The organism is Sediminibacterium sp. FW305-C-269, assembly GCF_058231045.1.
This window is the reverse complement of sequence record NZ_JBIQXQ010000002.1, coordinates 357,376-378,792: the sequence shown is the minus strand read 5'-3', so window position 1 is coordinate 378,792 and position 21,417 is coordinate 357,376. Positions and strand designations below refer to the sequence as shown.

Genomic DNA, 21,417 nt, shown 5'->3' with positions numbered 1-21,417 from the left:
CAAGCCCCTGCTGCCCTGTAAAGGGGATTATTTCGTTCTGGCAGGAAAAAAATGCAGGTATTCAGTTACCCAGTACCCTGACTTCATCCAGCAGGAAGCGGGTGGTACGACGGTCAAAAACGGATACCGGATCGCCCCCTTCGTAGCGGAAAGCCAGATGAACCGTGCCCGAGAAAGCAGAGAGACTGATATCTCCGGAAGACACCCAGCCAGGATTGATCGTTGACACAGATCCTTTGGCCATGAGCGCCCGCAAGGGGGTCCATCGGGCTTTCCAGGGTGTATTGGCCCCGTCATAATTACCCGATACCAGCACCTGCAGGGTGGCCCCGTTATCGTATCCGTCTTTGGTAACAAACCGAAGGATCTCGTTGGCCGAGTTCGACAGGTTCACCGGTGGACTGATCAGCCAGGATATCACGACCGGTTTACCGGTGGCAAAAGCGCTGATTTCGGCATACCGGTTGTTCTGCATCGTATTGATGAGAAAAAGTTGATCCCCCGATTCTGCGATCGTTTTCCAGCCATGATCCTGTACAATACCATTTGCCTGCTGTTCAAAATCCTCTACCAGCAATTCTTTGATACCCGGAGGGCGGCAACGCAAGCCGGTCAGCTGTACATCTGAAGTATCCCGTATCAATAATTGTTTATCATAACGGAATACACTGTATATGGCCGTGATACTTCCATTGCCCCTGGGAACACGGGCAGACGCAAACCTGGCAAAACCACTGGTACGGACATAAGCACTACCACCGCCGCAGGCTTTTACCGTCAGGTTCGAAGACATCCGGTTTACCATATCCGCATAGGTCTTACCGGTATCGTTTACAGCAAACTCAAGCTGATCGATCCTGACCAGGCAACTCTGCAACGAGTCAGCCAGTTCATACAGTCTTACCTGTTTGGGAATAACGGGCTGATTCAATTCCTTTTTTACGAGGAAACGGTTGAACAGAGGCACAGGTATGGGCCTTATTTCCGGATATGCGGGAACGGAACGATCCACACCTGCACCCAACTGCACCATGCCTGCGTAATCGCCCATCCAAAGGTTTTTGAGTTTTACAGCCAGTCTTCTGCCTACAGGATAATCGGTGTACAGGCCAAACCCGTCGAGGCGGATGGTAATGCCTCCTGTGCTATCCTGTATTACCACCGATTTATAAAAATTATCCCGGCTGTCATCTGCCACCACAATACCTTCTATCACCTGGTCTTCGGTAAGGTACTCAAAGTTTCCCGGCGTATGCCTGTTACGCAATTCACGAATGCTTGTATTGGGATGTATATCCGGTCCCTGGTAGACAGGGGGCTCATCGAATTTTTTATTGCACTGCAGGCAAAACAGAACATATGCACTCCAGATATACATCCTATACTGTTGTTTCTTTGTCATAACCGAAAGGAAAGATTTACAGAATAATTCAATCCCATAGCATAAAAATATTTTGGGGGAAATTTGTCCACCTGCTTGGTATCAGTATCAAACCTAAGTTGTTCATACCCGCCGGACAGGATATCTTTTTTATTTAGCAGGTTATTTATTCCAACATATAAAAGGATGGTCTGAAAATGCTGACTACCCGGCAACCGCAAGCGGAAAGAACACCCCCCCGACAGATCCAGGGTCAACTGATCCGGTAATTTCTCCTGTGCGATCATGCGAGACCATTGTTCCGAACCCTCAACCACATTTTCCATTGCCTGATAAGTACGCCGTATAGGGTTGAATGCCAGCCAGTGCTCTCTGAAATAGCTGGCAAACAGGTTCAGATAGCTACTGTTGTGCTGGTAGCTAAGCCCCAAACCATAAGCTTCCTGTGGCGTTCCTTCCACACGGAAATTTTTCATGTACACCTGTCCTTTCTCCAGCACAAAAGCATCGTTATCGGCCGTTACTGAAAAAGCAGGCCGGCTGCTGTAATAGTAACGACCTGTGGAAATACCCAATTGAACCATCCATTTTCCGGTTAGTTTGTATTCAGCTCCCAGTTCGGCTCCATAATGAATTTTACTGATCCCTGATAAAGCATAATTAACCAGATTCCGGTACGCATCGTGGTAGAAAGTAAGCACATTCATACCATCATTCTGTTCGGTGATATAGGTAGAAAACCTGAATTTCAGTTTAGGTGAATTCAGAATAAGCCCTGTTTCAGCAGTAAGTATTGTTTCACTGGTCACCCTTTCCTGTTGGGTATCCCTTGTCCTGGGCGAGATAAAAATATTATCAAAGAAGGGTGCCCTGCTCATTGCCATTGCCTGCAGGTACAGGTATTTACGGCCATTGATCTTATAGTTGATCCCCGTCTTGACAGACAGATTGGTAAATGACAGCGTTGCCGATCTCCCATAAGATTGAAATGGAAATAACCCATTCCGCAGGTTACCTTCCCGTGTATACTCCGTAGTTGACAGGGATACACCGGTAAACCCATCCATTTTTTGCCAGGATGTTGTTACCGTCCCTGTTATTCCGGCCCGGGTAGTGCTCACGAGATAATCGTACCCATACCTGTCCCCCTCCCGCAATACCCGGTTCGGATGATTGAGGTCGTTCTGAATGGCGTTAGCATTTCCCGGGTAATCATTTTCTGCAAATGTGTTCCAGTCAACCGAGTACTCAGCTCCCAGCAGGTCCCGGATCCTGTTATACCGATGCGTTTGCTGCCATTGCAGGTAAGCATCCGCATTGATTGTGACCCAATTGCTGATGCGGGCTGCATAAGCCATACTGAGTTCAGCTTTCCTGGTATCGGTTACCCTTTCCGCCAACAGGTAATGTGCCCGTAAGCCGGAGAATAGATTACCCTTGATACCATCTGCATCCTGCAGCGTCTCCCGGCTGTTCCTGTTCACATCATATAACCGATGCCAGTTAATCTGTAACAATGATGGTTGATCCTGTATCTCTTCTGCCACCAGGCTCCTAAGCAAGGTATCTGTCTGATAAGAGGGCAGGTACCGGTAATAATCAGGCCTTGGATCGGGCGCATTGTACCAATCCAAGGCGGTAGCACTTCTGCTTCCCGACATCAATCCCAAAGAGACTGTATATACAGATTGGTTATCGGGATGATACTCATCCGAGAATATCAGCATCGGCAGGTGCGACCGGTTGCTATTGGCATTTCTTTTTTTATCACCCTGCCATCCCCAGTAAGGATTATAAAAAGCATTACCGTTCAGCTGCATTGACTCTTTCAGTACCGGCCCCTGACGGGCAGTGGTTACCGCATTGCCCAGCATAACCATTGAGAGTAAGTGCCCCTCCCGGGTTTGTTTGTCAAGTGCAAAATAGTAACCACTCCCCTCCTGATCCGTTGCGGGAAAATGGCTTTCTCCCACTCCCCGCCAGTTAACAGAAAAAGCAGATGCCCAGCCTTTTTTATTAAAGCTCCTGTTTCGGGTAAATGAAATGCGCCTGCGGAACATCCGGTTGCTAAAAGTGGTACTGAATAATAACTGTTCTCTTTGCCGCGAAGCGCGCAAATCCATCTGCATGGTATTACCCAGGTTGATAAATCCCAACTCTGCAGTACCCGCACCCAGTATCACACGGTTGTTTTTGGTCACTTCATTCAGTCCTGACCAGACTGTCCACTGTGGGTACCCATCTTCCGGATCGTTCAGGTGAAGACCGTTGATCTGTGCGCCAGACATATCCGAAGTATATCCGCGCAAACGAAAACGCTTCACAGAAAAGTGAAAAGCTGCCATCGTGTACAATACATCCCTGTTTGCCGTCAGGAGACCTGGTACAAAAACACCGTCTCCCGCTGCACGTTCTGTTTCATTCAGGGTGATGATGGGCAGATCGTACCATTGGTTCTCCTTCAACAACGAAGCAGCAGTACTGTCTGTAAACCTGTTTTTTTCTTTGTCTGGCCGATGATACCGCTGCGCATGCATGTTGTTGCCAACACATAGCAACAGTAAGGGCCATAGTAATCGTAACATGGCTGAACTGTTTTACCTATTTCACACGGGGAATGCAATGCAGGAGACAGACAGTGCTAAAATAATTGCCGGTACTAATAAAAGCAAGTGAATAAGTGAAGATTGCGGTAAATACGCTACCAAAGCTGGTAAAGTCACTGTAGGTTTATTAAAAACCATTCCATGAAATATGGTCTCTTCCTGTTATGGCTGATCTGCCAAACACCCGCACCGGCACAGCGATATAAAGCCTGTGTGGTTGCATTTTACAATCTCGAAAATTTATACGACACCATCGATAATCCCTTAGTGAACGATGATGACTTCACCCCTTCGGGTATCAAACATTACACAAGAAATATCTATCTCGACAAACTGGAAAAACTCGCTACCGTTATCAGCCAGATCGGTAAAGAAACCACTCCTTCCGGGCCTGCATTACTGGGCGTGGCTGAGATAGAGAATGATACCGTGCTGTATGATCTTACTCACCACCCTTTGTTGGTACAGCGACATTACCGGGTGATTCATTACGATTCCCGTGATGCCAGGGGCATTGATGTAGCTTTGCTTTACAATCCCTCCATTTTCACGCCTGAAAAAGCAGAGAAATTAGAGATACAGCTTCCCAACAACAGCAAAGAGGCATTTTTTACCAGGGATATCCTGTATGTGACAGGCTGGCTGGCCGGGGAACGGATCCATGTTTATGTAAACCACTGGCCCAGCCGGCGCGGCGGTGAAGAAAGAAGTTCTCCCGCCCGTGAACAGGCGGCACTCACCTGCAGGAAACATATTGATACGCTGCAGCAAAAAACTCCTGAAGCCAAGATCATCCTCATGGGCGACCTGAACGATGACCCCGACAGTCCCAGCATTACCCGTTCATTGGGAGCCCGGTCCGCTATCAACCAGACCCGACCCGGGGAATTGTTCAACCCCTGGGCCGAACTCTATAGCCGGGGCATTGGCACCCTGGCCAACCTGGACAGCTGGGGGCTTTTCGACCAGATTCTGCTCTCCCATTCCTGGCTGCCACCTCAGGCAACCGGTTTTTTCTTCCATAGCCGACAGGTGTTCAGTCCTGGCTACCTGAAAGAGCTTTCCGGGCGTTACAAAGGTTATCCCATGCGTACCTGGGACGGTAACAACTACCGGGGAGGGTATAGTGACCACTTCCCCACCTATATCGTATTACTAAAAAACTTAAAATAAGACGGAAAATTCAGTAAATTAAGACCTCCCGCCCCAAAAAAGCCGGAATTTCCTGCCATAAACTCCCGGTTTTTCACTACTTTTGCAGCCCCAAATCTGTTTTGGCAGATTCTTCCGCCCCGCGGATGACCATTGGGAGAAACCAAATTTAAAACCTAAAAATTCAGGTAATGAACAGTTACGAATTGATGGTGATCTTTACGCCGGTACTGTCTGAAGAAGATTTCAAGGCTTCTCAGAAAAAGTATGCCGACCTGATCGCCGAACTGGGTGGTGCTACCGTGCACAGCAACCCATGGGGCTTAAAATCCCTCGCTTACCCTATCCAGAAGAAGACAACCGGTATCTACTGGGTGTTGGAATTCCAGGGTCCTTCAGAGATCAACGAAAAATTGAAGATCCAGATGTTGCGCGATGAGCAGATCATGCGCCACATGATCACCCGTCTCGATAAATACGCCGTCGAGTACAACCACGTGAAAAGAAATGGCGGATTTGCAATGCAAGACAAACAGGAGGCTTAATCATGGCAAAGAACGAAATCAAATACCTGACCGCCATCAAACAGGAGAAGCCCAAGAAAAAATTCTGCCGCTTCAAAAAATATGGCATCAAATACGTTGACTACAAAGACATCGAGTTCCTGAAGAAATTCATCAACGAGCAGGGTAAACTGTTACCACGCCGTTTGACCGGTAACTCTCTGAAGTATCAGCGTAAAGTTCAGGACGCGGTAAAGAAAGCCCGTCAGATGGCTTTGTTACCTTATGTAACTGACTTATTGAAATAATCATCATTAGTAACCTTCCCTAATCACGCCCGGGCGTGAGACAGTCGGAAAGACTGGGCTCTTGGGGACTAAAACAACAAACATGCAAGTAATCTTAATCCAGGACGTAGATAATCTGGGTGGCCGTAATGAACTGGTAACCGTTAAAAATGGTTATGCCCGTAATTACCTGATCCCTCAGAAATTCGCTATTGAAGCCAGTCCTGCCAACCTGAAACAACACGAAGAGCGTCTGAAAGTGATCGCCAAGAAAGAAGCCCTGATGCTGGCCGAACTCAATAAAGTGATCGAAGTGCTGAAAGCTTCTGCAGTTTCTATCGGTGCTAAAACCGGTACCAGCGGAAAGATTTTCGGTAGCGTTACCTCTTTACAGATCGCACGCGCCATCCGCGACCAGAAAGGTTACGAGATCGACCGCAAGCGTATCTCTATCGTTGACGAAGTAAAAGAACTGGGTACACACAAAGCAAGCATTGATTTTGGCAACGGAAACGTGGTTGAAATTGATTTTGAAGTAGTTGCAGAGTAATTAATCCCACTAAACTGATAAAGCCTGTTCTTCGGAACAGGCTTTTTTTTGTCCATACACCCACACAAACAGCAACTCCGGTTGTGTCACTCCCTTCAGGGTCCCATTCCCTGGTCCACAGAAAAAACAACCAGAACTACCGAAATCTGATCTTATACCAGTTATAAATAAGCGTCCATCCAGGATTTTCCACTACCCAAAAACCTGAATTTGTGCGGAGAAGGCAGTTCCTGGTAAAAAATCAAAAAAAATAGGGCAATTCAACAAAATCCCTATCTTCGGGAGTCCAATGACAGTTCTTCCATATTCCAGAAGGTTTTAAACGTAAATGCTTCGAGGTTTTTGGTTACTGTTTTACTCATTGGTTTTTGATCATTTAATTTTTTTAAGAACATGAACATTTACGTTGGAAATCTGAACTGGAATATGTCCAGCGAAGACCTGCAAAACCTGTTTACCCCGTACGGAGAAGTAACCAGTGCAAAGATCGTTACCGACAAATTCAACAATGACCGCAGCAAAGGTTTCGGTTTTGTTGAAATGGCTGATGATGACGCTGCCAAAGCGGCTATCGCAGCACTGCACGACACAGAAGTTCTGGGTCGTAAGATCGTTGTGAACGAATCTACACCACGCCCAGAAGGCGAAAGAGGCGGCTTCAAGAAGAAGAGCTTCGGTGGTGGCGGCGGAAGCCGTGGCGGTTACGGTGGTGGTGGAAGCCGTGGCGGCAACGGTGGCGGATACAACCGCGATCGTGGTGGTAATGGCGGCGGATACGGTAACAGGTATTAATCCCAAAAAACAACCACAACTAACATAAGTCCGGTACGCCGGACTTTTTTTATGCCTCGCCTTAACTTTGTGTCGGTCATCCACCATAGGTATCCGGAACAGTAAACTGGCTTTGTTTTGTTAGCTTGCTGCGTCTTTTGCCTTTGCCGCGCCCTTCAGGGCGTGGAAAGGATGTTTTCTAAAGAGTAGATTGGACTTTAGTCCTGAAGGGCGCGGCAAAAGGGACTGGTAACAGTATTATACAGAATTTTCTTCCGAACACCGGCGATCATCCATCAGTGATTCGCATCAAAGCCAGCTGATCCCGGTTTCCTATATTTGGTATATGAAAAACACAGCCATCACTTCACCCGTAGCCGGCGTTATGCGCTGGGGTGTCTGGGGTGCCAACTTCAGCACCACACAATACCGCGAAATGATCGAGACCTGCCTCCAGTATGGTATTATTACTTTCGATCATGCCGATATATACGGTGATTACACTACGGAAGCGGAATTTGGTGAAGTCATAAAGGAAAGCCCCTCGCTCCGGCATCATATGAAGCTGATCAGCAAATGTGGGATCCAGATGATCAGTCCCAACCGGCCGGAACACAGCATCAAATCGTACAATACCTCCCGACAGCACATCATCCGTTCCGTTGAACACTCGCTGCAAAATCTGGTTACCGACTACCTTGATGTGCTGCTCATACATCGTCCCGATCCCTTACTCGATCCGTCAGAAATAGCAGAAGCCATTGAAATGCTGAAAGAACAGGGCAAAATACTATCTTTTGGTGTGTCCAATTTCCTGCCACACCAGGTTGATCTATTGGCCAAATACACGCTAATTGAATACAACCAGGTAGAGATCTCACTGATGCAGACCAGGTCACTGACTGATGGTACCCTGGAAAACTGTATGCGGCACCGGATCATCCCCATGGCATGGGCACCACTGGGAGGAGGACTGTTCACAGATGACAGTCACCCCCGTTTTCGGGCCATTTCTCTTGCCGCAAATGAACTGGCAGAAAAATATAATACAGGATTGAATGAAATTTTACTTGCCTGGCTGCACACACATCCTTCCGGTATACAATCGGTTATCGGAACCACCAAAATCGAAAGATTGCTTCAGGCCAAAGCTGCTGCCTCCATCAGGCTGGAAAGGGAAGACTGGTTCCGGTTACTGGCCGCTTCCACCGGAGAAGATGTTGCCTAAGATCAAGCAGAAAGTTTTTAGGATTGTACCAGAGGCAGACGGACAAAAAAACGTGTTCCTTTGTTTACTTCACTTTCCAGGGAAATGGTTCCACCGTGTTGTTCAACGATCCGTTTACAGATAGAGAGGCCGATACCATAACTTACTTCTCCTTCCGTGCCTTTTCTTCGTGCATTTGTAAACATATCAAATATTTTTCCCTGGTCGGCCTTTGCAATACCGATACCTTGGTCTGCAACAACCAGCAAAGCCTCTTTACGGTCTTTCCGTACCAGTACCTCAATAACAGAATCTGCCGGGCTGAATTTGATGGCGTTGTTTATCAGGTTCGTAATTACCCGTTCGATTTTATTCGCATCCATGTTTACAGGCAATTCCTGAGAATCCTTATCAGACTGGATACGGATATTTTTTTTGGCTGCACTTAATTCGAGCAAGGCAACCGTTTGTGCTACCAGTACAGTAAGGTCTATTTGCTGCAACAACATGTTATCATTAAGTGCATCTGTTTTGGTAAGCAGGTCATTAATCAATACCAGTGAACTTTTGGAAGAATGCAGGATCAGTGTCAGCATTTCTTTCTGACCAGCAGACAGTTGTTCATCGCCCAGCATCAGCTGTGAGATCGCAGAAATATTATTGATAGGACTTCGCAGGTCATGTGCTACTGTATTGAGAATTTTCTCTTTCTGTTCTTTTGCTATGGAAAGTTCGGTATTCGATATTTCCAGTTGCGTGTGGTTTTTAAAATAGAGATGTTTGAAATAGTACAGAGACATGATGAACAAACAAAGTGGCACTAATATTTTCAGTCCGGTGGCTATTCTTTCCAGCTTATCCATTCCCTGTACAGGAAGGTGTTCCAGGCGCAGCCATACAAATCCCAAACAAAGTAGAAATGAGAACAGAAAGTATTTCCAGTGAGTATCAAAAAAAATGAGGGCAGCGAGCATCATTACCATCAGGCGGTATTCGCTCCCGGCCTTATAAAAGTAACCGTTAGCAACAGCGATGGCTGCTACAAGTATCAGCAGCTGAGCCCGAAGGTTTCGCCATTTACCGGAATAAGATATATAGAATCCGAAAGTAAAAATGATTATCTGCACTACATTGAACGAAGCGGGTATATACGCCTGCCAGTAGAGGTTAAAGATCAGTGACAGCACAGCAAACGGCCAGGCAATCATACTGAACAGGTTGAACATATAGGTCTTCTGCCCGTCGATGAAAGTACGCTCATGTTCCATTCCCATTTTCAGGAAACGTTGCAGGTTATTACCTAAGAATCTGACCATCAAAAATGAAAAATTGGATTATTTACTAAATTAGCAGCAATCAGTATCACTGGCAAATTATGATAACAAGATACCTGATAAAGCTAATATGGAGACATTGCTCCAGCTATTTTCTAAGCCCTTTCACCGATTCCATAAGCAGTTTGGCAGGTATGGCATCATGCGATGTCATAAAAGAAAAATAAGAAGTTATCCGTAATTTAATTCATGTGCATTTCACCGGCTTTAGTTGCAGTGGCATTAGTGCATCAAGAGAAATTACTTCAATAGTTTGCAAAAAAAAACCCGATCAGTAAACTGATCGGGTTCAATAAATATGGCAGCTACCTACTCTCCCAGCGTAATGCGAGTACCATCGGCCATGGGGGACTTAACTTCTCTGTTCGGAATGGGAAGAGGTGAACACCCCCGGCAAAACCACCATAAGATCTTCATAAGTATGAGTACAAATACTCAACACTTAAATAAGTTACATATTGGGAAGCTAGAAGAATTACAAGAAAAAAAATAAAGCTTACGGGCAATTAGTACTACTTGGCTTTGTTGTTACCAACTTTACACCTATAGCCTATCAACGTCATAGTCTTTGACGACCCTTAAAAGTAAACTCATCTTGTGGAAGGTTTCACGCTTAGATGCTTTCAGCGTTTATCCTTGCCGTGCGTAGCTACTCTGCATTGCACCTGGCGGCACAACAGATACACCAGCGGCACGTACGTCCCGGTCCTCTCGTACTAAGGACATGTCCACTCAATTTACTAGCGCCCACCACAGATAGGGACCGAACTGTCTTGCGACGTTCTGAACCCAGTTCACGTGCCACTTTAATCGGCGAACAGCCGAACCCTTGGGACCTTCTCCAGCCCCAGGATGTGACGAACCGACATCGAGGTGCCAAACCTTACCGTCGATATGAGCTCTTGGGTAAGATCAGCCTGTTATCCCCGGAGTACCTTTTATCCTTTGAGCGATGGCCCTTCCATACAGAACCACCGGATCACTTTAGCCAGCTTTCGCTCCTGCTCGACGTGTTTGTCTCACAGTCAAGCACCCTTTTACTAATGCGCTCTTCGTACGATTACCAACCGTACTGAGGGTACCTTTGCGAGCCTCCGTTACTTTTTAGGAGGCGACCACCCCAGTCAAACTACCCACCATGCAATGTCCCCCGCAAGGGGTTAGGTTCTAAGCAACAAAAGGTTGGTATTTCAACGATGACTCCACAATGCCTGGCGACACTGCTTCAAAGTCTCCCAACTATCCTACACATTTGTTGCTCAAAATCAATGCAAAGTTGTAGTGAAGGTTCACGGGGTCTTTCCGTCCCGTGGCGGGTAACCGGCATCTTCACCGATACTACAATTTCACCGGGCTCGTGGAGGAGACAGTGTTCAACTCATTAGACCATTCGTGCAGGTCGGAACTTACCCGACAAGGAATTTCGCTACCTTAGGACCGTTATAGTTACGGCCGCCGTTTACTGGGGCTTCAGTCAGGAGCTTTGGCTTGCGCCGAACACCCTTCCTTAACCTTCCAGCACCGGGCAGGTTTCAGGCTCTATACGTCAACTTACGTTTTTGCAGGGCCCTGTGTTTTTGTTAAACAGTTGGTTGAACCATTTTACTGTGACCGTATCGCTACGGTACGCTTTATCCCGAAGTTACAGCGTTAATTTGCCTAGTTCCTTCTCCACGGCTCACCCGAGCGCGTTAGAATACTCATCCCGTCTACCTGTGTCGGATTCCGGTACTGGCTGCTATGCTCGCTTTTCTTGGCAGGGATTTTATGATTTCGCTTTGTCCGAAGACTCCACTCAGGCGTACACTTCCGTCCGTACGCAACCACCACGTCCCTGCGTCACTTTTAATGCATAGTAGGTGCTGGAATATTAACCAGCTTTCCATCAGATACCCCTTTCGGGTTTTCCTAAGGACCAGACTAACCCTGATCCGATTAACGTTGATCAGGAAACCTTAGACTTTTCGCGTTAAAGTTTTTCACTTTAATTATCGTTACTTATGCCTACATTTTCTTTTCAAATCGCTCCAGCATACGTCGCCGTACACCTTCTGTGCAGATTTGAATGCTCCCCTACCACTCTAGCAAGCTAGAATTTAGAACTTCGGTTCATGGTTTGATGCCCGATTATTTTCCGTGCAGGATCTCTCGACCAGTGAGCTGTTACGCACTCTTTAAATGAATGGCTGCTTCCAAGCCAACATCCTGGCTGTTATAGAAATCCCACCTCGTTTGATCAACTTAACCATGTATTAGGGACCTTAGTTGCTAATCTGGGTTATTTCCCTCTCGGCCACGGACCTTAGCGCCCGCAGCCTCACTCCCGGAGATATATGATAGCATTCGGAGTTTGTCAGGGTTTGGTAGGCGGTGAAGCCCCCTAGCCCAATCAGTAGCTCTACCTCTATCATACTTCTATATCCGAGGCTGTTCCTAAAAACATTTCGGGGAGAACGAGCTATCTCTCAGTTTGATTGGCCTTTCACCCCTATCCACAGGTCATCCCAAGACTTTTCAACGTCAACGGGTTCGGTCCTCCATTCTGTGTTACCAGAACTTCAACCTGCCCATGGATAGATCACAAAGTTTCGCGTCTACCCCGACTGACTAATCGCCCTATTTGGACTTGCTTTCGCTTCGGCTCCGTTAAATAAGAACTTAACCTCGCCAGTCAGGAGTAACTCGTAGGCTCATTATGCAAAAGGCACGCCGTCACTCATTGCTGAGCTCCGACCGCTTGTAGGCGCACGGTTTCAGGTACTATTTCACTCCCCTGTTCGGGGTGCTTTTCACCTTTCCCTTACGGTACTGGTTCACTATCGGTGTCTGAGGAGTATTTAGCCTTACCAGATGGTGCTGGCAACTTCATGCAAGATTCCTCCGGTCCCGCATTACTCAGGATACCACTCGTCCACGTTAATTTGTATCTACAGGGCTATCACCTGCTATGGCTCAACTTTCCAGTTGATTCGATTTGATAACGCTTTCTAAATGTGGTCCTATAACCCCAGATCGGCACGCCGACCTGGTTTGGGCTTTTCCCTTTTCGCTCGCCACTACTTGGGGAATCACTGTTGTTTTCTTTTCCTCCCGGTACTTAGATGTTTCAGTTCTCGGGGTTGGCTCTCTTTCGAGTGTTACGCCTTCAGCGTAACGGGTTGTCCCATTCGGAAATCTACGGATATAACGATCGTGTGCATCTCCCCGTAGCTTATCGCAGCTTACCACGTCCTTCATCGCCTCTCAGACCCTAGGCATTCACCATGCGCCCTTATTTGCTTTAAAAAATTTGTCAGTTATGATCTTGCATATAATCATAACCTTCTTGTAATTGATTTCGCTTTCCCAATATGTCAAAGAGCTAAATAATTCAAAAGTCAAAAGTGAAAAGTCAAAACGTATTTTGAATTTCGCCTTTTAAATTCTCAATTAAATGGCAGATGTTAAGGTTATGAACCTCCAGGCCTTATGCCTACATCTATTGTTTGAAAGAACTTTACTTTAACTTGTACGCTGCACCCACATCATTGTATACTTAGTACTTAAATGTGGAGGATAACGGATTCGAACCGTTGACCCCCTGCGTGCAAGGCAGGTGCTCTAGCCAGCTGAGCTAATCCCCCCGCTGTTGTTATTAGTAGACCCGACCAGAGTTGAACTGGTGACCTCTACATTATCAGTGTAGCGCTCTAACCAACTGAGCTACGGGTCTGATTCGGGTACTAACAGTACTTGTTAAAGAGCTTAAAAATTGAAAGAGTTGGAAACAACAACAACGATTTACACCGTCTCTAAAAGGAGGTATTCCAGCCGCACCTTCCGGTACGGCTACCTTGTTACGACTTAGCCCCAGTCACCGATTTTACCCTAGGCAGCTCCTTTCGGTTACCGACTTTAGGTACACCCGGCTCCCATGGCTTGACGGGCGGTGTGTGCAAGGTCCGGGAACGTATTCACCGTATCATTGCTGATATACGATTACTAGCGATTCCAGCTTCATGGAGTCGAGTTGCAGACTCCAATCTGAACTGAGAACAGGTTTTTGGGATTGGCTTCATATCGCTATGTTGCAGCCCTTTGTCCTGCCCATTGTAGCACGTGTGTAGCCCTGGGCATAAAGGCCATGATGACTTGACATCATCCCCTCCTTCCTCACGCCTTACGGCGGCAGTTTCAGTAGAGTTCCCAGCATTACCTGTTGGCAACTACTGATAGGGGTTGCGCTCGTTGCGGGACTTAACCCAACACCTCACGGCACGAGCTGACGACAGCCATGCAGCACCTTACTGGCAGTGTATTGCTACAAAAAGAGCTTTCACTCTCGGTCTCCCAGCATTCTAGCCCAGGTAAGGTTCCTCGCGTATCATCGAATTAAACCACATGCTCCACCGCTTGTGCGGACCCCCGCCAATTCCTTTGAGTTTCAACCTTGCGGTCGTACTTCCCAGGTGGATTACTTAATGCTTTCGCTCAGACACTTATAGTGTATCACAAATGTCGAGTAATCATCGTTTAGGGCGTGGACTACCAGGGTATCTAATCCTGTTTGATCCCCACGCTTTCGTGCCTCAGCGTCAATATATGCGTAGTAAGCTGCCTTCGCAATAGGTGTTCTATGTCATATCTAAGCATTTCACCGCTACATGACATATTCCGCTTACCTCCACAATATTCAAGACAGATAGTATCAATGGCAGTTCTAGAGTTAAGCTCTAGGATTTCACCACTGACTTACCTGCCCGCCTACGCACCCTTTAAACCCAGTGAATCCGGATAACGCTTGCACCCTCCGTATTACCGCGGCTGCTGGCACGGAGTTAGCCGGTGCTTATTCATCTGGTACCGTCAAGTGACGAAGAATCGCCTTTTTTCGTCCCAGATAAAAGAAGTTTACAATCCAGAGGACCTTAATCCTTCACGCGGCATGGCTGGTTCAGACTTGCGTCCATTGACCAATATTCCTTACTGCTGCCTCCCGTAGGAGTCGGGCCCGTGTCTCAGTGCCCGTGTGGCTGATCATGCTCTCACATCAGCTACTGATCGTAGACTTGGTGGGCCGTTACCCCGCCAACTATCTAATCAGCCGCACACCCATCAAGAAGCGCCGAAGCTATAATAACAATGTGATGCCACATCGTTATGTTACGGGGTATTAATCCAAATTTCTCTGGGCTATTCCCCACTTCTCGGAAGGTTGTGTACGTGTTCCGCACCCGTTTGCCGGTCGCCGCCCAGTATTGCTACCTGCGCTGCCCCACGACTTGCATGTATTAAGCCTGCCGCTAGCGTTCATCCTGAGCCAGGATCAAACTCTCCATTGTAAATGTTGTTTGATCTGACTATAATCTCAATTAATCGAAATTAACGTCGGATATGTTGTTATTTTTTGATAGCGTAAATCTTACCATAAAATTTCAAATTTTATGCTGCTGTTGTTTCCAAACTTTCAAAGATCTTTTGGCTTTACTTAGCCTCCCTTTTTATTGGGGTTGCAAAGGTAAGAGCCTTTATTTTATCAACCAAAATTATTTGAAGAAATTTCAAACTTTTTTCGTTGTAAAAACCTGTGTAAGAACTTCCGTTTTTTTCAAACGGGTTGCAAAGATAAGAGGCTTTTTTAACTCACCAAATTTTTATTCAAAATTTTTCTTTTTCTCTCCTCGTTTCTTCTTCAATGAACAACCGTTTTGTTGAACGGGCGGCGAAGATATGACTGTTAGTGTAACCACCAAATTTTTCTTCTAAAAAACCAGAAAATTTTTGTTTTCTGTTGTTCGTGAATCCTGCAAAGAACATCCTCTTTTTCTAAAAGCGGGTTGCAAAGATAACCCCGGAATCCTTATCTCCAAATCTTTTTCACAACTTATTTCAGAGCTATTGTTAAAACCCAATGGCAGTAAGGGTTTCGACTGATAAAAAAATTTACGGTTTTCCCCGGCTACATCTCCTTTCCCAAAAATCCTCTATGCCTGTAAACAGATTCAGCTGTAGTGAATATCCCCTATTGATCAAAGGTTTTTTACACAGTAGTGGTCAGTAATAGGCTCAATTGATCATTATAGAAAACGCGGTTCAGAAAAAGTCCCTGTGCAGGTGTAGTGAAATCCGCCTGCGAACAATCCCTGGCTTCTATGATCCTCTCCAGTTCTGCCTCACTGATCTGCCCTCGGCCCAGCTTTAACAGGGTGCCCACCAGCCCCCTTACCATGCCCCTTAAAAAGCGATTGGCCTTCACTTCAAAAACTAACCGATCCTGCTCCCAATACCAGCGAGCCGTTTCGATAGTGCAGTTAAAATTGGTTACCTGGGTGTTCCGCTTGGAAAAACTGGTGAAATCGCGGTAACCACGGATTATATCAGCCCCCCGCTGCAAAACATCCCTATCCAATGGATATGGGTACAACCAGCCCCTATCAGCCAAAAACGGATTCTTATGCTGAAAAATATAGTATTTGTACTCCCTGGCTACCGCATCAAAACGGCAATGGGCTGTTTCAGGCACCGGGTAGATACCCTTTACCGCAATATCCGGGGGTAAAATGGCATTCAGATTATACACGTTCCGGTGCGTGATAGCTAATCCCGTATCAAAATGGAAGAAATTCTGGTTGGCATGTACCCCGGCATCTGTGCGTGAGGAGCCTGTCAGACTGAATGCCTCCCTGAAAAGTACCTGGAGGGCTTTTTCCAGTTCCGATTGCACCGTTGCGGCATTATCCTGTACCTGAAAACCGCTGTATGCCGTGCCTTTGTAGGTAAGTTCCAGAAAATAACGGGGCATGGGATCGGTTTTAAAACGTGATTTCGGGTTTCGTGAACCATTGTCCGCTTACAGAAGGGCTCCCCTTGCCCAGTTTCTCCACCGGCCCTGAAACTGCAGCCATCTGACGATCCGGCTCCTGTAATACGGGGATAAACAGCGCAATGGTATCAGAACGATTACCGGTAATGATAACATATACCTGGTCGATACCCGCAACACTGCCCCTGTCGAATATTTTTTTGATGTCCTGAACTTTTTCCCGCAATGGCTTTCTGACCACAGCGGTTTCCCTGGTCCTGTTTTGGACAAGCGGTAATTCAGAACGTTTCTGTGCCAGAGGCTCAGCCGTTTTCTTCTCCGGTTTTGCCGGTATCCATTCTTCAAAGACCAGCTGGTTATTAGGTGTCGGCAGGATCTCTTTACCTGCAAGCTGACTCAGATCAATCATATCAACCAGGATCCACCGGTTGTTTACAGCCTGGCGGAGGAAGAAAGCCCGGGGTTTGTCGGCCAGGCGGATCGTAAAAGTATATCCATTGCCAAGACTGGAAGGAAAATCGACCTGCAGCAAATGTTCCCCGGCCGGCATCTGCGGAATCACAAGGTGGCCGGTGGATGAGGACTGGTAGGTATTGCCATTCCAGCGTACCTGGCAGGTAGTGTTATTTTCTGTCTGTAGATAGACAAAACCCGTTGGCTGGGCCTCAGCAACAGTTGCGCACAGCAGCCCGAAGCAAATAAAGAGAAGAAGGATAGTCTTTTTGAGGATGGGCATGCTGCAATGATTTGCACGAAATTACTTAATTCAGGCATTACGCCTTTACCCCATCCGCGGTAGTTCTGTTGCCATTGATAAAAATCTGCCTTTTCACTCATTACGTCCCTCTATCTTTATGTCTTATAAAAAATACCTAATGAAGAAAGTTTTATTTGTTTTTGCAGTACTGATCAGCAGTATCGTAAGTGGACAGGATGCCTGGAAAAAAATCTACCGGTCGTTCCCCACCAAGATCAATGACCTGGTGCATACCCGGCTGGATGCCCGGTTCGATTATAACAGGTCTTACCTGAATGGCAAGGTTTGGCTGACGCTGAAACCACATTTTTATGCTACAGATTCTTTACAGCTGGATGCCAAGGGCATGAACATCCATAAAGTAGAACTGGTCAGGGCAGGGAAAAATATCCCCCTGAAATACCAGTATCTTGATAGCCTGGTACTGCAGATCAAATTGGACAGGACTTATAAAAAGGATGAAAATTATGTTGTGTACATAGACTACACAGCTAAACCCGATGAGTTCAAAACGGAAGGTAGTGCGGCCATTTCGGATGCAAAGGGACTGTATTTCATCAATCCGAAAGGAGAAGAAAAAGACAAACCCACCCAGATCTGGACTCAGGGTGAAACGGAGGCAAGTTCTGTATGGATCCCTACCATTGACAAAACCAACCAGAAAACCACACAGGAGTTCATGCTCACGGTTCCCGCAAAATATGTGACTCTTTCGAATGGTAAACTCACCGCGCAGAAAAAGAATACAGACGGTACCCGAACCGATACCTGGGTGATGGAACTGCCGCATGCCCCTTACCTGTTCTTTATCGGGGTAGGTGATTTTGCAGTAGTAAAAGACAATTACAAAGGCAAGGAAGTAAACTACTATGTTGAGAAGTCTTACGAAAAAGTAGCCCGTAAAATATTCGGACTTACCCCTGAAATGATGAGGTTTTTTTCAGAAAAAGTGACCGGTGTGGAATTCCCATGGGTAAAGTATAGCCAGATGGTTGGTCGCGATTATGTGAGTGGCGCCATGGAAAATACCACTGCAACCCTTCACCAGGAAAGCGCCCAGCAGAATGCCCGTGAACTGATAGACGGCAACAGTTGGGAAGGAACCATTGCCCACGAACTGTTTCACCAGTGGTTCGGCGATTATGTAACTGCTGAAAGCTGGAGTAACCTGACGGTAAACGAAAGTTTTGCAGATTACAGTCAACTGTTGTGGCTGGAATACAAATACGGTGCAGACGAAGCCGGTTTTGAGAATTACAAAGAAATGCAGAGTTACCTGGGTAGTGCCGAAAGCCGCAGCAAGGACCTGGTAAGGTTCTTTTATCAGGATAAAGAGGACATGTTCGACCTGGTAAGTTACCAGAAAGGCGGCAGGATCCTGCATATGCTGCGTAACTATGTGGGCGACGAGGCTTTCTTCAAATCGCTCAACAAATACCTGACGACAAACAAATTCGGAAATGGAAGTGCACACAAGCTGCGTCTTGCCTTTGAAGAAGTTACCGGAAAGGACCTGAACTGGTTCTTCAACCAATGGTATTTTGGCAGTGGACATCCCAAACTGGAGATCAGTTATGGATATGATGTACCCACCCAGACAGCCAGTGTATACATCAAACAAACACAAGCGGGAGACAAACTCTTCAAACTGCCGGTATCCATAGAAATCTATCATGGCAGCAGTAAGAAACGTTACATGGTATGGGCTGAGAATGCGGCAGATACTTTCTCATTTTCCGTAGCGTCCAGACCAGACCTGATCAATATAGATGCCGACAAGGTTCTGCTGGCAGAAAAGAAAGATACCAAGACCTTATCTGAATGGATTCACCAGTACACATATGCAGGCAAATACCTGGACAGAAGGGATGCGATCGATTTTGCTGCCAGGAATACCAGCGACCCTGCAGCTTATGACCTATTGGTGAAAGCGCTTGGCGATCCTTTCTACAATATACGTATCCGTGCCATACTGGGATTGGGAAATGCCAAACCGGATGCAGCGACCATCAGCAAAATAGAGACCATCGCCAAATCAGACAAACATGCAGTAGTAAGATCCATTGCCATCGATGCGTTGGCCAAACAGAAAAATGAAGCCTACAAAGATTTCTTTGTCAAAACCACCAATGATTCATCTTACTCAGTGGCCGGTGCGGCGCTGGAAGCTTTGGGACTGCTGGATGGCAAGCAGGCTTTTGCTATTGCGAATACCTTATCCAAAGACGAAAACAAAGGAAGGCTGCTGACCGCGATCACCAATGTGATCATCAAATATGGCGACGAATCTGCTTTTGATTTTGTTACCGGCAATTTTGAAGACATGCCGCTTTCCCAAGCAAAATTCGCTGCTATCAATCCGCTGGCAGATTTCCTGAGTAAGGTTACCGACCTGGAAAGATTCAAGAAAGGGGTGGATATCATCGTAAAATTCAGGGATGAGATACCTGCTTCCATCCGTCCGCAGACCGATGCCTACATCAATGGCATGGCGCTGAAAGGGCTGGCAGATAAAAAAGAAGCCGATGGTGCGAAGGAAATGGCTGATTATGTGAGGGCAAAGATATCGGGAGGGAAATAAGCAATGATAGAATGATAGAATGAGTGGATGAGTGAATGATTTGATACGTGCTGATTAACAAAGGAGCCATCCTGCTGGTTGCGGGATGGCTCTTTTGTTGGTTGATGTTGGAGTCGAAAAAAATATAGAGAAATCGTTATGGTTGTGTTACCAGCTTCCGCCGGCTCCGCCGCCGCCGCTGCTGCCGCCGCCGAAACCACCAAAGCCGCCGCTGCTGCCTCCTCCCCAACCGCCGCCACTGTTACCCCGGCCGCTGTTCAGTAAGGATGAGAGTATAACGGCTTCTGCAATATCGCCAAAACCGCTGCGACGTCCGCCTCCCCAGCCACCGCCACCGCCACGACTGCCCCTGGCAACCACGATGATCACAATGGCCAGTATGATCAGGAATGTGAAGATGGAGCCACCGCCTTTGCCGTCGCTGCCTTTTCTTTCACGTTTCACTTTGTATTCACCAACGGCCGCTTTGGTCAATGCGTTGATGGCATTATCTATACCGCGGTAATAATTCTGCTCGCGGAACTGTGGAACAATTTCGTTCCGGTAAATACTCGAAGCCACTACATCCGGGATGGCTCCCTCCAATCCGTAACCTACTTCGATCCATACTTTCCGGTTATCGATCGCTGCAATGATGAGTACACCGTTATTGGTCTTCTTGTTACCAATGCCCCATTCACGGAATAATTTTACGGCATAGTCCTCTATTGCATAATCGCCAAGATCCTTGATCAGTACTACGGCAATTTGGTTGGAAGTACTGTCGTCCAGTGCCACCAGTTTCCTTTCCAGTATGTCTACCTGTTCGGGAGAGAGTACGCCCGCTGCATCGTTCACCAGTCTTGGCGGGTTGGGTTTAGGCAATACGTTCTGCCCAAAGCCCGCAGACATCGATAAAACAGTGATCAGTATAAATAGTATCCGCTTCATTCAGACCGGTTATACGTTTGGCAGCAAATAGTTCGTGAAATGGTTTTCAGTTGAGCTGGCAGTAAGGGCAGGATACGTCTGCATCCTGCACCCTATCTTCCAAATACGATATCATCGGGCAGTTCATTGGTGTCTGTTTCCCTGTTGAAAGGAAAATGTTTTACCAATGCCTCACCGATCTCGCGAATGATCACGGTGATGCCCTCTGCATAATCATTCCTGTTAAAAAGGGAAAGCATTTTCTGCACTTCGGCGTTCCAGAATGTATGGCCCACTTTTGTGTGTATACCTTCATCACCATAGATAGCCAGTTGCCTGTCTTTCATGGCAACATATACCAACACACCGTTACGTGCTTCGGTCTCATCCATTTTGAGTGCAAAGAAAAGCTCCCTGGCACGCATTACGGGATCCACAAAACGGCAACGGCTTTCTACATAGATCCGTACTTCGCCACTGGTGCGTTGTTCGGCTTCCTGCACTGCCGCCACGATCCGCTGCTTCTCCTCTTCAGAGAAGAAGGCCGCCGGCTTTCTTTTGAACCATCCCAGCATGC

The 21,417-nt window shown here is 46.8% G+C and carries 14 protein-coding genes, 2 tRNA genes and 3 rRNA genes; 7 read left to right on the top strand and 12 right to left on the bottom strand.

The window, feature by feature from the left end; translation table 11 throughout:
- Nucleotides 1–61 precede the first annotated feature (61 nt).
- Together ACH3Y6_RS06970 and ACH3Y6_RS06965 are read right to left on the bottom strand one after the other, a co-directional pair.
- Nucleotides 62–1,402 (bottom strand): DUF5689 domain-containing protein, encoded by a 1,341-nt coding sequence (locus ACH3Y6_RS06970; protein WP_490834872.1) that lies wholly within the window; start codon nucleotides 1,400–1,402, stop codon nucleotides 62–64.
- Entirely contained in the window at nucleotides 1,399–3,966 is a 2,568-nt protein-coding gene (locus tag ACH3Y6_RS06965; protein WP_490834871.1) for a TonB-dependent receptor, read from the bottom strand. The genes ACH3Y6_RS06970 and ACH3Y6_RS06965 overlap by 4 nt, the downstream gene beginning before the upstream one ends.
- Before the next feature lie 162 nt (nucleotides 3,967–4,128).
- Between ACH3Y6_RS06965 and ACH3Y6_RS06960 the strand changes: the two genes are divergently transcribed.
- From ACH3Y6_RS06960 to ACH3Y6_RS06935, 6 genes are all read left to right on the top strand, one after another.
- Nucleotides 4,129–5,160, top strand: a complete 1,032-nt coding sequence (locus ACH3Y6_RS06960) for an endonuclease/exonuclease/phosphatase family protein (protein ID WP_490834870.1) — start codon at nucleotides 4,129–4,131, stop codon at nucleotides 5,158–5,160.
- 170 nt (nucleotides 5,161–5,330) lie between these two features.
- Entirely contained in the window at nucleotides 5,331–5,684 is a 354-nt protein-coding gene (gene rpsF / locus ACH3Y6_RS06955) for a 30S ribosomal protein S6 (RefSeq protein ID WP_490834869.1), read from the top strand.
- 2 nt (nucleotides 5,685–5,686) lie between these two features.
- On the top strand, nucleotides 5,687–5,950 hold the full coding sequence (rpsR, locus tag ACH3Y6_RS06950) for a 30S ribosomal protein S18 (protein WP_161819566.1): 264 nt from the start codon (nucleotides 5,687–5,689) through the stop codon (nucleotides 5,948–5,950).
- Between the two features lie 82 nt (nucleotides 5,951–6,032).
- A complete protein-coding gene (rplI, locus tag ACH3Y6_RS06945) occupies nucleotides 6,033–6,479 on the top strand; it encodes a 50S ribosomal protein L9 (RefSeq protein ID WP_490834868.1) in 447 nt (148 codons plus the stop codon).
- A gap of 393 nt (nucleotides 6,480–6,872) precedes the next feature.
- Nucleotides 6,873–7,271, top strand: coding sequence for an RNA-binding regulator (rbp, locus tag ACH3Y6_RS06940; protein WP_490834867.1), 399 nt, complete (start codon nucleotides 6,873–6,875; stop codon nucleotides 7,269–7,271).
- Between the two features lie 325 nt (nucleotides 7,272–7,596).
- Complete coding sequence (locus ACH3Y6_RS06935; RefSeq protein WP_490834866.1) at nucleotides 7,597–8,478, top strand: aldo/keto reductase; 882 nt, start codon at nucleotides 7,597–7,599, stop codon at nucleotides 8,476–8,478.
- Between the two features lie 17 nt (nucleotides 8,479–8,495).
- Here the strand turns inward: ACH3Y6_RS06935 and ACH3Y6_RS06930 are convergent, their stop codons facing one another.
- The 8 genes from ACH3Y6_RS06930 to ACH3Y6_RS06895 form a co-directional block, all read right to left on the bottom strand.
- The gene (locus ACH3Y6_RS06930) at nucleotides 8,496–9,773 is read right to left on the bottom strand and encodes a sensor histidine kinase (RefSeq protein WP_490834865.1); all 1,278 of its coding nucleotides are present in this window, start codon (nucleotides 9,771–9,773) and stop codon (nucleotides 8,496–8,498) included.
- A gap of 314 nt (nucleotides 9,774–10,087) precedes the next feature.
- A 5S ribosomal RNA gene (gene rrf, locus ACH3Y6_RS06925) occupies nucleotides 10,088–10,198 on the bottom strand.
- Nucleotides 10,199–10,277: 79 nt separating this feature from the next.
- Nucleotides 10,278–13,076, bottom strand: a 23S ribosomal RNA gene (locus ACH3Y6_RS06920).
- Nucleotides 13,077–13,340: 264 nt separating this feature from the next.
- Nucleotides 13,341–13,414: transfer RNA gene (locus tag ACH3Y6_RS06915), tRNA-Ala, on the bottom strand.
- Nucleotides 13,415–13,429: 15 nt separating this feature from the next.
- A tRNA-Ile gene (locus tag ACH3Y6_RS06910) sits at nucleotides 13,430–13,503 on the bottom strand.
- Between the two features lie 82 nt (nucleotides 13,504–13,585).
- Nucleotides 13,586–15,112, bottom strand: a 16S ribosomal RNA gene (locus ACH3Y6_RS06905).
- The 16S, 23S and 5S rRNA genes sit together here with 2 tRNA genes alongside, the layout of an rRNA operon.
- 698 nt (nucleotides 15,113–15,810) lie before the next feature.
- Complete coding sequence (truA, locus tag ACH3Y6_RS06900) at nucleotides 15,811–16,572, bottom strand: tRNA pseudouridine(38-40) synthase TruA (protein WP_490834864.1); 762 nt, start codon at nucleotides 16,570–16,572, stop codon at nucleotides 15,811–15,813.
- Between the two features lie 10 nt (nucleotides 16,573–16,582).
- Entirely contained in the window at nucleotides 16,583–17,329 is a 747-nt protein-coding gene (locus ACH3Y6_RS06895) for a hypothetical protein (RefSeq protein ID WP_490834863.1), read from the bottom strand.
- Nucleotides 17,330–17,468: 139 nt separating this feature from the next.
- On the opposite strand from ACH3Y6_RS06895, the gene ACH3Y6_RS06890 reads away from it, so the two are divergent.
- Entirely contained in the window at nucleotides 17,469–19,931 is a 2,463-nt protein-coding gene (locus ACH3Y6_RS06890; RefSeq protein ID WP_490834862.1) for a M1 family aminopeptidase, read from the top strand.
- 147 nt (nucleotides 19,932–20,078) lie between these two features.
- On the opposite strand, the gene ACH3Y6_RS06885 is transcribed toward ACH3Y6_RS06890, so the two are convergent.
- Both ACH3Y6_RS06885 and ACH3Y6_RS06880 read right to left on the bottom strand, forming a co-directional pair.
- Nucleotides 20,079–20,861, bottom strand: coding sequence for a TPM domain-containing protein (locus ACH3Y6_RS06885; RefSeq protein ID WP_490834861.1), 783 nt, complete (start codon nucleotides 20,859–20,861; stop codon nucleotides 20,079–20,081).
- A gap of 92 nt (nucleotides 20,862–20,953) precedes the next feature.
- The gene (locus ACH3Y6_RS06880; protein WP_490834860.1) at nucleotides 20,954–21,415 is read right to left on the bottom strand and encodes a TPM domain-containing protein; all 462 of its coding nucleotides are present in this window, start codon (nucleotides 21,413–21,415) and stop codon (nucleotides 20,954–20,956) included.
- Between the last annotated feature and the right edge of the window lie 2 nt (nucleotides 21,416–21,417).

Excerpts from the sequence above, each read along its gene's own strand:
- ACH3Y6_RS06970 (WP_490834872.1), bottom strand. The coding sequence starts at position 1,402 with ATGACAAAGAAACAACAGTATAGGATGTATATCTGGAGTGCATATGTT.
- ACH3Y6_RS06965 (WP_490834871.1), bottom strand. The coding sequence starts at position 3,966 with ATGTTACGATTACTATGGCCCTTACTGTTGCTATGTGTTGGCAACAAC.
- ACH3Y6_RS06960 (WP_490834870.1), top strand. The coding sequence starts at position 4,129 with ATGAAATATGGTCTCTTCCTGTTATGGCTGATCTGCCAAACACCCGCA.
- rpsF (WP_490834869.1), top strand. The coding sequence starts at position 5,331 with ATGAACAGTTACGAATTGATGGTGATCTTTACGCCGGTACTGTCTGAA.
- rpsR (WP_161819566.1), top strand. The coding sequence starts at position 5,687 with ATGGCAAAGAACGAAATCAAATACCTGACCGCCATCAAACAGGAGAAG.
- rplI (WP_490834868.1), top strand. The coding sequence starts at position 6,033 with ATGCAAGTAATCTTAATCCAGGACGTAGATAATCTGGGTGGCCGTAAT.
- rbp (WP_490834867.1), top strand. The coding sequence starts at position 6,873 with ATGAACATTTACGTTGGAAATCTGAACTGGAATATGTCCAGCGAAGAC.
- ACH3Y6_RS06935 (WP_490834866.1), top strand. The coding sequence starts at position 7,597 with ATGAAAAACACAGCCATCACTTCACCCGTAGCCGGCGTTATGCGCTGG.
- ACH3Y6_RS06930 (WP_490834865.1), bottom strand. The coding sequence starts at position 9,773 with ATGGTCAGATTCTTAGGTAATAACCTGCAACGTTTCCTGAAAATGGGA.
- truA (WP_490834864.1), bottom strand. The coding sequence starts at position 16,572 with ATGCCCCGTTATTTTCTGGAACTTACCTACAAAGGCACGGCATACAGC.
- ACH3Y6_RS06895 (WP_490834863.1), bottom strand. The coding sequence starts at position 17,329 with ATGCCCATCCTCAAAAAGACTATCCTTCTTCTCTTTATTTGCTTCGGG.
- ACH3Y6_RS06890 (WP_490834862.1), top strand. The coding sequence starts at position 17,469 with ATGAAGAAAGTTTTATTTGTTTTTGCAGTACTGATCAGCAGTATCGTA.
- ACH3Y6_RS06885 (WP_490834861.1), bottom strand. The coding sequence starts at position 20,861 with ATGAAGCGGATACTATTTATACTGATCACTGTTTTATCGATGTCTGCG.
- ACH3Y6_RS06880 (WP_490834860.1), bottom strand. The coding sequence starts at position 21,415 with ATGCTGGGATGGTTCAAAAGAAAGCCGGCGGCCTTCTTCTCTGAAGAG.